Below are 15,373 nucleotides of genomic sequence, written 5' to 3'. Positions count from 1 at the left end.
CGCGCACCGGCCGAGCCCGCTGCTCGGCGGCCTTCCCCGGGCGGCCTCGCCCGCGTCGCCCACGCCGGACGACCGGTCGGCCGGGCTCGTCGCGGCGCTGTCCGGCGCGGACCCGGCCGGGCAGCGCGAGCTGTTGCTCGACGTGGTCCGCCGGGCGGCGACCGCCGTGCTGGGCATGGACTCCGTCGACGGCATGGCGCCCACGCGGGCGTTCCGCGACGCCGGGTTCGACTCCTTGACGTCGGTCGAGCTGCGCGACCGGCTCGCGACGGCGACCGGCGTCACGCTGCCCGTGACGGTCGCGTTCGACCACCCGAACCCCACCGCGCTGGCGGAGGCGCTGCGCACGCGACTTCTGGGCACGCGACTTCTGGGCACGCGACTTCCGGGCACGCGGCTTCCGGGCGCGGCGGAGGCCGTCGTACCCGGGGAAACCCCGCCGGTCGCCGACGCGGAGGACGACCCGGTCGTCATCGTCGGCATGGGGACGCGCCTGCCCGGCGGCGTGTCCACGCCGGAAGCGTTCTGGGAGCTGTTGGCAACCGGTGGCGGCACCGTCACCGGATTCCCGACGGATCGCGGTTGGGACCTGGAGAACCTGTACGACCCCGATCCCGAGTCGGTGGGCACCTCCTACACGCGGCACGGCGGTTTCCTGGAGGACGCCGGGGCGTTCGACGCGGAGTTCTTCGGCATCTCGCCGCGTGAGGCGTTGGCGATGGACCCGCAGCAGCGGTTGTTGCTGGAGGCGTCGTGGGAGGCGGTGGAGGACGCCGGCATCGACCCGGCCTCGCTGCACGGCCGGGACGTCGGCGTCTTCGTCGGGGCCTCCGGTCAGGGCTACGGCGCCCGGTCGGCCGATGCCGAGGGCTTCCTGCTCACCGGCACGGCGTCGAGCGTGCTGTCCGGCCGGCTGTCGTACGTGCTGGGTGTCCAGGGCCCGGCGGTGACGGTGGACACGGCGTGTTCGTCGTCGCTGGTCGCGCTGCACCTGGCGGCGCAAGCCCTGCGGGCCGGTGAGTGCACGACGGCGTTGGTCGGTGGCGTGGCGGTGCTCGCGACGCCGGATGTGTTCGTGGAGTTCTCGCGGCAGCGCGGGTTGTCGGTCGACGGCCGGTGTCGCTCCTTCAGCGCCGACGCCGATGGCACCGGGTGGTCCGAGGGTGTCGGTGTGGTCGTCCTGCAACGGTTGTCGGATGCGGTGCGGGAGGGTCGTGAGGTCCTTGCGGTGGTTCGTGGTTCGGCGGTGAACCAGGACGGTGCGTCGAACGGGTTGACCGCGCCGAACGGTCCGGCGCAGGAGAAGGTGATCCGGCGGGCGCTGCGTAATGCCGGCCTACGTCCGTCCGATGTGGACGCTGTTGAGGCGCACGGGACCGGGACGGTGCTGGGTGACCCGATCGAGGCGCAGGCGGTCTTGGCGGTGTACGGGCAGGAGCGGGACCGCCCGTTGTGGCTGGGTTCGGTGAAGTCGAATATCGGTCACACGCAGGCGGCGGCCGGTGTGGTCGGTGTGATCAAGATGGTGTTGGCGTTGCGGCACGGTGTGTTGCCGCGCACGCTGCACGTCGATCGGCCGTCGGACAAGGTGGACTGGTCGTCGGGTGCGGTCGAACTCCTGACCGAGCCGGTGGTGTGGGAGGAGGGCGGGCGTCCGCGTCGGGCGGGTGTGTCGTCGTTCGGCGTGTCCGGCACCAACGCGCACGTGGTGCTGGAACAACCACCTGTGCGCCCGGAACCCGAACCCGTGGCGGAAGTCGATTCCGTCGTGCCGGTCGTCGTGTCGGCGCGCAGCGCGGAAGCGTTGCGAGAGCAGGCCGAACGGATCGCCGCCCACCTCGAAGCAGGTGCTCCGCTCACCGGGACCGCGCGGTCGCTCGTGACGACGCGATCGGTCTGGGAGCACCGCGCCGTGGTCGTCGCGGACGAGCGCGCGGAGGCCGTCGCCGGGCTGCGCGACGTCGGACCGTCCAGCCCTGCCCGTGATGGTGGTGTGGCGTTCGCGTTCGCGGGTCAGGGTGCGCAGCGGGCGGGTATGGGTCGTGGGTTGTACGGGTGCTTTCCGGTGTTCCGGGAGGTGTTCGACGAGGTGTGTGCGGAGTTGGACCGCAACTTGGCGGGGTATGTGGGTCGTCCGGTGCGGGAGGTGGTGTTCGGGGACGGCGTGGACCTGGATGAGACGGTGTACACGCAGGCGGGGTTGTTCGCCGTCGAAGTGGCGATGTTCGCGCTGGTCTCGTCGTGGGGCATCCGGCCCCGCGTGCTCATGGGCCACTCGATCGGCGAGGTCGCCGCCGCGCACGCCGCCGGGATGCTGTCGCTGCCGGACGCGGCGACGCTGGTGGCCGCGCGCGGACGGCTGATGCAGGCGCTGCCCGGCGACGGCGTGATGGCTTCGGTGCCGGTGGCCGAGGAACTGGTCCGGGACTTCGAGGGCGTCAGCGTCGCCGCCGTGAACGGGCCGCGCTCGACCGTGCTGTCCGGCGCTCGGGACGCCGTCGCCCGCGCCGTGCGCGAACTCGGGGTGGACGCCCGGTACCTCAAGGTCGGCCACGCGTTCCACTCCGCGCTGATGGAGCCGATGACGGCCGACTTCCGCGCGGTCGTGGCGGGGCTGTCGTTCACGTCGGCGCGGATCCCCGTGCTGTCCACCGTGACGGGCGCGTGGCTGCCCGCGTCGCCGGACTACTGGGTCGACCAGATCCGCCTGCCGGTCCGCTTCGCCGACGCGATCGGCGCGCTGGACGTCGGCACGGTGCTCGAACTCGGGCCGGGCGGCGTGCTGACCGGCCTGGTCGACGCGCTGGACACCGGCCTCGCCGCCGTCGCGCTGACCCGCCGGGACCACCCCGAGCCCCGGACGGCGCTGGTCGCGGCGGGCGAGGTGTTCGCGCGCGGCGGCCACGTCGACTGGGCGGCGGTGGTGCCCGACGTGCCGCCGGTCCCGGTGCCCAAGACCGCCTTCCGGCGCCGGCACTACTGGCTGGGCGCGGCACCGGTGTCCAGTGTGGACGAATGGCGGTACGGCGTCACGTGGCGGCGCTTGGCGGACCGCCCTCGGGTGCCGTCCGGCCGCTGGCGGGTGCTCGGCGACGACGCGCTCGCCGCCGGCCTCGCCCGGTGCGGCCTCGACGTGACGACCGGCGAGGCGGACGGCGTGGTGTGCGTGTCCCCGTCGGTGGACGACCTGGTGGCGCTGCTGCGGGCCCGGCCGGCGGCCAGGGTGTGGGTGGTGACGCGGGGCGCGGTGTCGGTCGCGCCGGACGACCCGGTCGACGACCTCGACGGCGCGCTGCTCTGGGGCCTGGGCCGGGTCGCCGCGCTGGAGCGGCCGGACCGCTGGGGCGGCCTGGTCGACCTGCCCGCCGACGCCGACGACGCGCACGTCGCGGTGCTGGCGGGCGTGCTCGGCGGTGGTGAGGACCAGGTCGCGGTGCGCGCCGGCGGCGCGCACGGGCGTCGCTTGACCGAGGTGACCGGCGGCTCGGCGCGGTGGACCCCGCGCGGCACGGTCCTGATCACCGGTGGCACCGGGGCGCTGGGCACGCACGTCGCGCGCTGGGCGCTCGACGCGGGCGCGGACCGCGTGGTGCTGCTCGGCCGTCGCGGCGGGACGTCCGACGACCCGAGGACCACCGTCGTCGCCTGCGACGTCACCGACCGCGCCGCCGTGGCCGGTGTGCTGGCGCAGCACCCGCCGGACGCGGTCGTGCACGCGGCCGGCGTGCCGGGCGGTCTCGACCGGTTGGACGAGTACGACCGCGCCGCCTTCCACGACGTGCTCGCGGCGAAGGTCACCGGAGCGCGGGTCCTCGACGACCTGCTCGGCGACCGGCCGCTGGACGCGTTCGTGCTGTTCTCCTCGATCGCCGGGGTGTGGGGCGCGGCCGGGCAGGGCGCGTACGCGGCGGCCAACGCCCACCTGGACGCGCTGGCCGCGCGCCGGCGGGCTCGCGGGCTGGCCGCCACCTCCGTCGCCTGGGGCGCGTGGGCGCAGGGCGGCATGGCGGCCGGCGAGGACGCGCGGGAGCTGCTGAACCGCCGCGCCGTGCTCACCATGAGCCCGGACCGGGCGCTCGACGCCCTGGCGGAGGCCGTGGGCAGCGGCCGGACGACCACGGTCGTGGCGCGCATCGACTGGCCCCGGTTCGGTGCCCTGTTCACGGCGGCCCGGCCGAGCCCGCTGCTGACCGGAGTGCCCGCCGCCACCGCCACCGCTACCACCGCCGCCGCCGCCGAGCGGGCACCGGTCGCCGACCTGTCGGTGGACGAGCTGGTCGAGCTGGTCCGGGACGCGGCGGCCGGGGTGCTCGGCCGGACCGACGGCATCGACCCCGACCGGGCGTTCCGCGACGCCGGGTTCGACTCGCTGACCTCCATCGAGCTGCGCGACCGGCTCGCCGCCGCCACCGGCGTGCGGCTGCCCGCGACGGTGGCGTTCGACCACCCCGACGCCCGTCGGCTCGCGACGTTCCTGCGAGCGGAGCTGACCGGCGGCGCGCCGGCCGCGACACCGGTGGCCCGCGTGGTCCCGGACGCCGAGCCGATCGCGATCGTCGGCCTCGGCGTGCGGCTGCCGGGTGGCGTGGGCGGCCCGGAGGAGTTCTGGGAACTGCTCGCCGCCGGTCGGGACGCCACCACCGCGTTCCCCACCGACCGGGGCTGGGAGGACGATCCCGGCTTCGCGACCACCGGCGTCCGGCGCGGCGGCTTCCTGCGCGACGCCGACCTGTTCGACGCCGCGTTCTTCGGCATTTCGCCGCGCGAGGCGCTGGCGATGGACCCGCAGCAGCGGTTGCTGCTGGAGACCACGTGGGAGGCGCTGGAACGGGCCGGTGTCGCGCCGAAGTCGTTGCGCGGCGGCGACCTCGGCGTGTTCGTCGGCGCGGCGACGCAGGCGTACGGCATGTCGTCGCCGGAATCCGCCGGCTACCTGCTGACCGGCGTGTCGTCCAGCGTGCTGTCCGGTCGGGTGTCGTACGTGCTGGGCACTCGGGGACCGGCGGTGACGGTGGACACGGCGTGCTCGTCGTCGTTGGTGGCCTTGCACCTGGCGGTGCAGTCGCTGCGGTCGGGCGAGTGCTCGATGGCCGTCGCCGGCGGGGTGACGGTGATGGCGACACCCACCGGCTTCATCGAGTTCGCCCGGCAGGGCGGCCTGTCGCCGGACGGCCGGTGCCGGTCGTTCGCCCGCGGCGCGGACGGCACGGGCTGGGCGGAAGGCGTCGGTGTCGTGGTGGTGCAGCGGTTGTCGGACGCGCTGCGGGACGGCCGTGAGGTGCTCGCGGTGGTTCGTGGTTCGGCGGTGAACCAGGACGGGGCGTCGAACGGGTTGACCGCGCCGAACGGCCCGGCGCAGGTGGAGGTGATCCGCCAGGCGCTGGCGAACGCGGGTCTTCGTCCGTCCGATGTGGACGCCGTGGAAGCGCACGGCACCGGCACGGTGCTGGGTGACCCGATCGAGGCCAACGCGCTGCTCGCCGCGTACGGGGAGGACCGCGCCGAGCCCCTGCTGCTCGGGTCGGTGAAGTCGAACGTGGGTCACACGCAGTCGGCGGCCGGTGTCGTCGGTGTGATCAAGATGGTGCTGGCGATGCGCCACGGCACGGTGCCGCGCACCCTGCACGTCGACCAGCCCACGGACCGGGTCGACTGGTCGACGGGCGTGCTCGCGCCGGCGACCGCGAACACGGCGTGGCCGGCGGTGGACCGGCCGCGACGCGCCGGGGTGTCGTCCTTCGGCATGTCCGGCACCAACGCGCACGTCGTGATCGAGCAGGCCCCGCCGGCCGTGGAGGCGCAGGCCGACGCGCCGCCATCCGACGCGCGCCCGATCGAGGTGCCCCTGGTCGTGTCGGCGCGCACCCGGACCGCCCTGGTCGCACAGGCCGGGAAGCTCGCCGACCACATCGAGGCAGGGGCCCCGCTCGGCGGCGTGGCGCGTGCGCTGGTCACCACGCGATCGCTGTGGGACCACCGGGCGGTCGTGGTCGCCGGTGACGCGGCGGAAGCCGTGGCCGGTCTGCGCGCTGTCTCCGCCGGTCCCGACACGTCCCGCCGCGCGCCGAAATCCGTCCTGGTGTTTCCGGGTCAGGGTGCGCAGTGGGTGGGGATGGGTCGGGAGTTGTGGGGGTCGCATCCGGTGTTCGCGGCGCGGATGGAGGAGTGCGACCGCGCACTTCGGTCGTTTGTGGACTGGTCGTTGCGTGATGTGGTGCTCGGTGGGGAGTCTCTGGATCGGGTTGATGTGGTGCAGCCGGTGTCGTTCGCGGTGATGGTGTCGTTGGCTGCGTTGTGGGAGTGGTGTGGTTTTCGTCCGGATGCGGTGGTGGGGCATTCGCAGGGTGAGATCGCGGCGGCGTGTGTGGCGGGTGTGTTGTCGTTGGAGGATGCGGCGCGGGTTGTGGCGGTGCGCAGTTCGGTGATCGGGTCGGGTCTTGCCGGTCGGGGTGGGATGTTGTCGCTGGGGGTGTCGCCGGAGGAGGCCCCGGAGGGGGTGGAGGTGGCGGCGGTCAACGGCCCCCGCTCGATCGTCCTCGCGGGCGACCCGGCGGTGCTGGCCGAGCTGGAGACCCGCTACGCGGCCGAGGGCGTCCGCGTCCGGCGGATCGCCGTGGACTACGCCTCGCACACCGCGCAGGTGGACTCCGTGACCGAGGAGATCCTGGCTCGGCTGGACGGGATCGGGTCGCGTGAACCCGAGATCCCCTGGATGTCCACTGTGGACAACAAGTGGATGGGCGGGGCGGACGCGGCGTACTGGGCGCGCAACCTCCGCGAGCCCGTGCGGTTCGCACCCGCCGTCGCCGAGCTGGAGCGGCAGCGGCACGGCCTGTTCGTGGAGTGCGGCCCGCACCCGGTGCTGACGGCCGCGATCGCCGACACCCTCCCGGACGCCGCCGTGGTGGGCACGCTGCGCCGCGACGACGGCGGGTGGGACAGGTTCCTGCGCTCACTGGGCGAGGTCTTCGCGCACGGTGGCGAGGTCGACTGGGCGGCCGTCGTGCCGGCCGCGCCGCCCGCTCCGGTGCCGACGACGGTGTTCGAGCGCCGGCGCTACTGGCTCGCGCCGAGGCCGTCCGACGGCACGACGCCGCTCGCGCACGCGATCCTCGACGGCGTCGTGGACAACCCGGCCTCCGACGGCGTCGTGCTCACCGGACGCCTCTCCCTCGCGCGGCAGCCGTGGCTGGCCGACCACGTGGTGTCCGGCGAGGTGGTCGTGCCGGGCGCGGTGCTGGTCGAGCTGGCCCTCCGGGCCGGCGACCTCGTCGGCCGCCCCGCCGTCGGGGAACTCGTCATCGAGACGCCCGTGGTGCTCGACGACCAGTCGCTCCAGGTCCGGGTCGTCGCCGACCACCGGGAGATCGGCGTGTACGCGCGCCGCGCGGACGGCGACTGGGTCCGGCACGCCACCGGGACGCCGGCCGACGACGTCGAGCCGACGCCGTTCGCCTGGCCGCCCGCCGGGGCGCGCCCCGTGGCCGCCGACGACCTCTACGACACCCTCGCCCGCGCCGGCTACGGATACGGGCCCGTGTTCCAGGGCGTGCGGGCGGTGTGGCGGCGGGGCGAGGAGCTGTTCGCGGAGATCGCGCTGCCCGACGACGTCGACCCGGCGGGTTTCGCGATCCACCCGGCGCTGCTGGACGCGGCGCTGCACCCCGGCGCGGGCGACGACGTGCGGCTCCCGTTCGCCTGGAACCGGGTCGCGGTGCACGCCACCGGCGCGCGGTCGGTCCGGGCCAGGCTGACGCCCACGGCAGGCGGCGTCGCGCTCTCCCTCCAGGACCTCTCCGGCGCGCCCGTGCTGACGCTGGGCGAACTGGTGACCCGGCCCGCGACCGGTGCGCGCCCGGACGACGCGCTGCACGGCGTGGACTGGGTCGACCTGCCCGTCGAGCCCGCCGACCCGGCGCCGTGGCCGGTGGCGCGCGTCGACACGGCACGGCCGCTCCGCGCGGTGCTGGCCGACGTGCTGGCGAGGGTGCGGGACTTCCTGGCCGGCCCGGACGCCGGCAGGCTCGTCGTCGCCACGGCGCACACCCCGGACGAGCCGGTCGCCGCCGCCGTGTGGGGCCTGGTCCGCGGCGCGCAGGCCGAGCACCCGGACCGGTTCGTGCTCGCCAACGCCTGTCCCGAGCTGCCGTCGCTGGTCGCGCCCGCCGTGGCGGCGGGCGAGTGGCAGTTCCAGGTGGTCGACGGCCGGGTCCGGGTGCCCAGGCTGGTGCGCGTCACGCCGGGGCGGACCGCCTGGGAGCCGGGTGGCCCGGTGCTGATCACCGGCGGCACCGGGACGCTGGGCGGCCTGCTCGCCGAGCACCTGGTGGCCGAGCACGGCGTGCGCGACCTCGTGCTGGCGTCCAGGTCCGGCGGCGGCGACGACCTCGTGGCGCGGCTGCGGGCGGCCGGCGCGGCGGTGCGGGTCGAGCGGTGCGACGTCGCCGAGCGCGACCAGGTCCGCGCGCTGCTGGCGGCGAGCGCGCCCGCCGCGGTGGTCCACGCCGCGGGCGCGCTGGACGACGGCGTGCTGGCCGGTCTCGACGCGGACCGGCTGGACACGGTGCTGCGGCCCAAGTCCGACGCGGTCGAGCACCTGGACGAGCTGACCCGCGACCTCGGCCTCACCGCGTTCGTGGTGTTCTCGGCCGCGGCCGGCGTGCTCGGCAGCGCGGGGCAGGCCGGCTACTGCGCCGCCAACGCCCACGTCGACGCCGTGGTGGCGCGCCGGCGCGCGGCCGGCCTGCCGTCGTGGTCGCTGGCCTGGGGTTTCTGGTCCACGCCGACGGGGATGACCGGCCACCTCGGCGTCGCGGACACCGCGCGGATGGCCCGCGGCGGGCTCGTCGCGATCGACCCGGCGCGCGGGATGCGGCTGTTCGACGCCGCGCTCCGGTCGTCCCGGCCGCTGGTCGCACCGGTCGCGTTCGACCACGCCGTGCTGCGCGAGCACGCCCGACACGGTCGGCTGCCGTCGATCCTGCGGACGGTCGCGGGACCGGTGCGCCGGGCGGTCGCCGCGCCGGCGCGGCGCGACGCCGACGACCTGCTCGGACTGGTCCGCCGCGAGGCCGCGACGGTGCTGGGGCTGGCCGGCGCGGACGCCGTGCCGCCGACGCGGGCGTTCCGCGACCTCGGGTTCGACTCGCTGACCGCCGTCGAGCTGCGCACCAGGCTCGCCGCGGCGACCGGGCTGCGCCTGCCCGCGACGCTCGCCTTCGACCACCCGGACGCGACCGCGCTCGCCGCGCACCTGCGCGACCTGGTGGCCGGCCCGGCCGCGCCGACCGCGCCCGCGGTGGTCGCGGCGAGCGCGGAGCCGATCGCCGTCGTGGGCGTCGGCCTCCGGCTGCCCGGCGGCATCCACGCGCCCGAGCAGTTCTGGGACCTGCTCGACCGCGGTGGCGAGGTGGTCGGCGACTTCCCGACCGATCGGGGCTGGGACCTGGCCGCCCTGTACGACCCGGACCCGGCGACACCGGGCACGACCTACACCCTGCGGGGCGGCTTCCTGGACGACCCCGGCGCGTTCGACGCGGGGTTCTTCGGCATTTCGCCGCGTGAGGCGTTGGCGATGGACCCGCAGCAGCGGTTGTTGCTGGAGACGTCGTGGGAGGCGTTGGAGCGGGCCGGGGTGGACCCGACGTCGTTGCGCGGCAGGGACGTCGGCGTGTTCACGGGCCTGATGTACCACGACTACGCGACCGGCAGGCAGCCTGCGGCGCTGGAGGGGTTGCTGGGCACCGGCACGGCGGGCAGCGTGGCCGCCGGGCGGGTGTCGTACGTGCTCGGCGTCCAGGGACCGGCGGTCACGGTGGACACGGCGTGCTCGTCGTCGTTGGTGTCGCTGCACCTGGCGGTGCGGTCGCTGCGGTCGGGTGAGTGCTCGATGGCGCTCGCGGGCGGCGCGACGGTGATGGGCACCCCGGCGGGTTTCGTGGAGTTCGCCCGGCAGCGCGGGCTGTCCCCGGACGGCCGGTGCCGCTCGTTCTCCGCCGACGCGGACGGCACGGGGTGGTCCGAGGGCGTCGGGGTGCTGGTGCTGCAACGGCTGTCCGACGCGGTGCGGGACGGCCGGGACGTGCTGGCGGTGGTGCGCGGCTCGGCGGTGAACCAGGACGGCGCGTCGAACGGGCTGACCGCGCCGAACGGCCCGGCGCAGCAGGTGGTGATCCGGAAGGCGTTGGCGGACGCGGGTGTGCGTCCGTCCGAAGTGGACTTCGTGGAGGCGCACGGCACCGGTACGGTGCTGGGTGACCCGATCGAGGCGCAGGCGATCATGGCGGTGTACGGGCAGGAGCGGGACCAGCCGCTGTGGCTGGGCTCGGTGAAGTCCAACATCGGGCACGCGCAGGCGGCGGCCGGGGTGGCCGGTGTGATCAAGGTGGTGCTGGCGCTGCGGCACGGCTCGCTGCCCCGGACGCTGCACGCGGACCGCCCCACCGACCGGGTCGACTGGACGGCCGGCGCGGTCGACCTGCTCACCGAACCCGTCGCGTGGCAGCGGAACGGGCGTCCGCGCCGGGCGGGTGTGTCCTCGTTCGGCGTGTCCGGCACCAACGCGCACGTCATCCTCGAAGAGGGACCGGCGCGGGCGGCCCACCACCACGCGGAGCAGGTGGTACCGGTGCCGATCGTCGTCACGGCGCGCACCGCCACCGGGCTGACCGCCCAGGCCGACCGGGTCGCCGGGGCCCTGGGCCCGGACCTGGCGGCCACCGCCCGGACGCTCGCCACCGCCCGAGCCGCCTGGGAGCACCGGGCGGTCGTCGTCGCCGAGGACCCGGAGCGGGCGGCGCGGGCGCTGCGCTCCCTGCCGCCCTCGCACCCCGCCGGCGATGGTGGTGTGGCGTTCGCGTTCGCGGGTCAGGGTGCGCAGCGGGCGGGTATGGGTCGTGGGTTGTACGGGTGCTTTCCGGTGTTCCGGGAGGTGTTCGACGAGGTGTGTGCGGAGTTGGACCGCAACTTGGCGGGGTATGTGGGTCGTCCGGTGCGAGAGGTGGTGTTCGGGGACGGGGCGGACCTGGATGAGACGGTGTACACGCAGGCGGGGTTGTTCGCCGTCGAAGTGGCGATGTCCGCGCTGCTGGAGTCCTGGGGCGTCCGGCCGGCGGCGCTGGTCGGGCACTCGATCGGCGAGCTGGGCGCGGCGCACGTCGCCGGCGTGCTGTCGCTGCCCGACGCCGCGAAGGTCGTGGCCGCGCGCGGACGGCTGATGCAGGCGCTGCCCGGCGACGGCGTGATGGTCGCGGTGGACGCCGGCGAGGAGGAGGTCCGCGCGCTGTGCGGGGAGGTCGACCTGGCGGCGGTGAACGGGCCGGCGTCGGTGGTGCTCTCCGGCGAGCGCGCGGCCGTGACCGAGGCGGTCGGCGCGCTCGTGGCCGCCGGGCACCGCTGTCGCGAGCTGAACACCGGCCACGCGTTCCACTCCGCGCTGGTGGAACCCGTGCTGGCCGCCTACCGCGAGGTGGTGGCCTCGGTCGCGTTGCACCCGCCGCGGTTGCCGGTGGTGTCGACGGTGACCGGCGCGCCGCTCACCGACGAGGAGGCGTGCTCGCCGGACCACTGGGTGGACCAGGTGCGCCGGACCGTCCGGTTCGCCGACGCCGTGCGGGCGCTGCCGGTCGCCACCGTCCTGGAGCTGGGTCCGGGCGGCACGCTGACCGCGCTCGTCAACGGCTCGGACACCGGGGCGACGGCGGTCGCCGTGCTGCGCCGCGACCGCCCGGAGCCGTGGTCGGCGATGGCGGCGGTCGGCGAGGCGTTCGTCCGGGGCGTCGAGGTCGACTGGTCGGCGGTGCTGCCCGCCGGGCCGAAGGCGCCCGCGCCGACCACGGCGTTCGAGCACCGCCGGTACTGGCTCGCGCCGGGCGGTGGCGTCGACGCCTCCGGGCTCGGGCTGGACCGCGTCGCGCACCCGGTGCTCGGCGCCGCCGCCGAGGACCCGGACACGGGCGGTGTCGTGCTCACCGGGCGGCTCTCGCGATCGGCGCAGCCCTGGCTGGCCGACCACGTCGTGGCCGGGTCCGCGCTGGTGCCCGGCACGGCGCTGGTGGAGTGGGCGTGGCAGGCGGGCGACCGGGTCGGCTGCCCGGTGGTCGAGGAGCTGGTCGCGGAGGCGCCGCTGGCCCTCGGCCCGGACGAGGCGCGGTCGGTGCGGGTGGCGGTGGGCGGACCGGACGACGCGGGCCGTCGCCGGATCACCGTCCACTCGCACGCCGACGGCACCTGGACCAGGCACGCCACCGGCACCCTGACCACCGGCACCCAGGTCACCGGCACCCGGATCACGGCGGACCGATCGCGACCGGCGCAGTGGCCCCCGGCGGACGCCGAACCGGTGGACGTGACCGACTTCTACGAGGCGCGGGCGGAGACCGGGTACGGGTACGGGCCGGCGTTCCGCGGCCTGCGGGCGGCGTGGCGGCGCGGCGACGAGCTGTTCGCGGAGGTGGCGCTGCCCGACGACGTCGACGCGACCGGGTACGCGCTGCACCCGGCGCTGGTGGACGCCGCCGCGCACGTCGGCGTGCTGGCGACCGGGACCGACGAGGTCCGGGTGCCGTTCGCGTGGACCGGGGTCGAGCTGCACCGCCGTGACGTCGGCGAGGTCCGGGTGCGCATGACGCCCGTCGACGGCGGCGGTGCCGCGCTCGCGGTGTCCGACCGGGCGGGCGCGCCGGTCCTGACGATCGGCTCCCTGGTCGGCCGGCCCGTCGAGGTCGACCGGCCGGTGGCCGACCTGTACACCGTCGACTGGGTCGCGCTCCCGGCCTGCGAACCGGCGGACGTGGTGGTCGTCGACGACCGCGCCGAGCCGGCCGAGGCGCCGGAGTGGCTACTGCACCGGGTCGAGGACACCGATCCGCGCCGGGCGGTGGCCGCCGTGCTCGCCGTGCTCAAGCGGCTCGTGGACGACGAGCGGTGGCGGCGGGCGAAGGTGGTCGTGGCCACCGGTGGCACGCGCGCCGACCCGGCCGCCGCCGCCGTGTGGGGCCTCGTGCGCAGCGCCCAGGTCGAGCACCCCGGCCGGTTCCTGCTGGCCGAGCTGGCCGACCCGGCGGACGCGCCGCGCGCCGTCGCGTCCGGGGAGTGGCAGGTGGCGGTCCGCGACGGGCAGGTGTGGGCCCCGCGCCTGCGCCCGTCCGACCTCGGCGACCGGTGGGCGCTGGAGGTCACCGGCACCGGCACCGCCGACGGTGTCGAGGCGCGGCGGCAGCCGGACCGCCCGCCGTCGGCCGGGCAGGTGCGCGTCGAGGTCCGCGCGGCCGGCGTCAACTTCCGCGACGCGCTGATGGCGCTGGGCGTGTACCCCGGCGAGCCGGTGCTGGGCAGCGAGGCCGCCGGCGTGGTCGTGGACGTCGGCGAAGGCGTGCGGCTGCGGCCGGGCGACCGCGTGTTCGGCGTCTTCCCCCGCAGCTTCGGCACGATCGCCGTCACCGACGCCCGGATGGTCGCGCCGGTGCCGGCGGGCTGGACGTTCGAGCAGGCGGCGGCGGTGCCGGTCGCGTTCCTGACCGCCTACTACGGCCTGGTCGACCTCGGCGGGCTGCGGCCGGGCGAGAAGGTGCTGGTGCACGCGGCGACCGGCGGCGTCGGCACGGCGGCGGTGCAGCTCGCCCGCCACCTCGGCGCCGAGGTGTTCGCCACCGCGAGCACCGGCAAGCACCACGTCCTGCGCGACCTGGGGCTGGCCGACGACCACATCGGCGACTCGCGCACGCTCGCCTTCGAGCACCGGTTCCCGCGCGTCGACGTCGTGCTCAACGCGCTGGCCGGCGAGTTCGTCGACGCGTCGCTGCGGCTGCTCGCCGACGGCGGCCGGTTCGTGGAGATGGGCAAGACCGACGTGCGGTCCGGCGTGCCGGGCTACCGGGCGTTCGACCTGGTGGATGCCGGACCGGAGCGCATCGGGGAGATGCTGGCCGACCTGCTCGCCCGGTTCGCCGACGGCGCGCTGACCCTGCCGCCGATCACCCGCTGGGACGTCGGGCACGCCGCCGACGCGCTGCGCGTCATGGCGCAGGCCCGGCACGTCGGGAAGAACGTGCTCACCGTGCCGCGCCGACCGGACCCCGCAGGCTCGGTCCTGGTCACCGGCGGCACCGGCGCGCTCGGCGCGGCCGTCGCCGAGCACTTCGTCACCGCGCACGGGGTGCGCAGCGTCGTCGTCGCGGCCCGGCGCGCGACCGGGGCGGAGGAGCTGCGCGGGCGACTGGAGGCCGCCGGCGCGCGCGTCACGCTGGTGGCGTGCGACGTGGGCGACCGCGAACAGGTGCGGGACCTGCTCGCCGCCGTGCCCGCCGACGCGCCGCTGACGGCCGTCGTGCACGCCGCGGGCGTGGTCTCGGACGCCGTCGTGTCCACCACGGACGACGACGACCTGACCGCGGTGTTCGGGCCCAAGCTGGACGCCGCGTGCCACCTCGACGAGCTGACCCGCGACCTGGACCTGGCCGCGTTCGTGCTGTTCTCCTCCGCCGCCGGGGTGTTCGGCGCGGCCGGGCAGGGCGCGTACGCCGCCGCCAACTCCGGTCTGGACGCCGTCGCGGCCCGCCGCCGCGCGCTCGGGCTGCCCGCGGTGTCGCTGGCGTGGGGCGCGTGGGAGGCGTCCGCCGGCATGACCGCGCGGCTGGCCGACCGCGACGTCGAGCGGCTCGCGCGGTCCGGGGTGCGGCCACTCGACCCGGCGCACGCCCTGCGGCTGCTGGACGCGGCGCTGCGCGGGCCGAGGGCGGACGTGGTGCCGGTCCGGCTCGACCGGCGCGTGCTGCGGGCGCGGGCGAGGGACGGCGGGCTGCCCGCCGTCCTGGCCGGTGTCGCCGGCCCGGTGGGCGAGCCGCCCGCCCGGCCCGCCGCGGAGGACCTGGGCGGCCTGCCGGAGCCGGCGCGGCGGGCGCGGCTGCTCGACCTCGTCCGGGCCGAGGCGGGCGCGGTGCTCGGGCTCGGGGCGGGCGGCGCGATCGGCTCGGCGAAACCGTTCCGCGACGCGGGTTTCGACTCGCTGACCGCCGTCGAGCTGCGCAACCGCCTCGGCGCGGTGACCGGGTTGGCGCTGCCGGCGACCGTCGTGTTCGACCACCCCACCGCCGCCGCCCTGGCCGACCACCTGCACGGGCTGCTGGCCGAGCGGGCGGTGGAGCGGGGCGCTGGGGAGCGGGGCGCTGGGGAGTCGACCCTGGCGGACCGGCTGGCCGCGCTGGGCGCGGAGATCGGCGCGCTGGAGCGGGCGGACCCGGCGGTCGCCGAGGTCGAGGAGCGGCTGCGGGCGCTGCTGGCGGCGCTGCCCGGCCGGGCCGCGCGCCCGCACGACGACCTCGACGAGGTCACCGAGGACAACCTGTTCGAGTTCCTCGACCGGGAACTCGGCTGA

At 76.3% G+C, this 15,373-nt stretch carries 1 protein-coding gene (cut by a window edge); it reads left to right on the top strand.

Annotation, left to right across the window (positions count from 1 at the left end; genetic code table 11):
* Positions 1–15,373, top strand: the 3' portion of a protein-coding gene (locus C8E97_RS36150; protein WP_246019026.1) for a type I polyketide synthase. It extends 3,905 nt beyond the left edge of the window; the window shows 15,373 of its 19,278 coding nt (coding positions 3,906–19,278); the start codon falls outside the window, past its left edge; the stop codon is at positions 15,371–15,373.

Origin of the sequence: Saccharothrix australiensis, assembly GCF_003634935.1 — a bacterium.
In the GTDB taxonomy this organism is placed as follows: Bacteria; Actinomycetota; Actinomycetes; order Mycobacteriales; family Pseudonocardiaceae; genus Actinosynnema; species Actinosynnema australiense.
The sequence above is the reverse complement of the archived record's forward strand: the minus strand, read 5'-3'. Positions and strand labels throughout refer to the sequence as shown.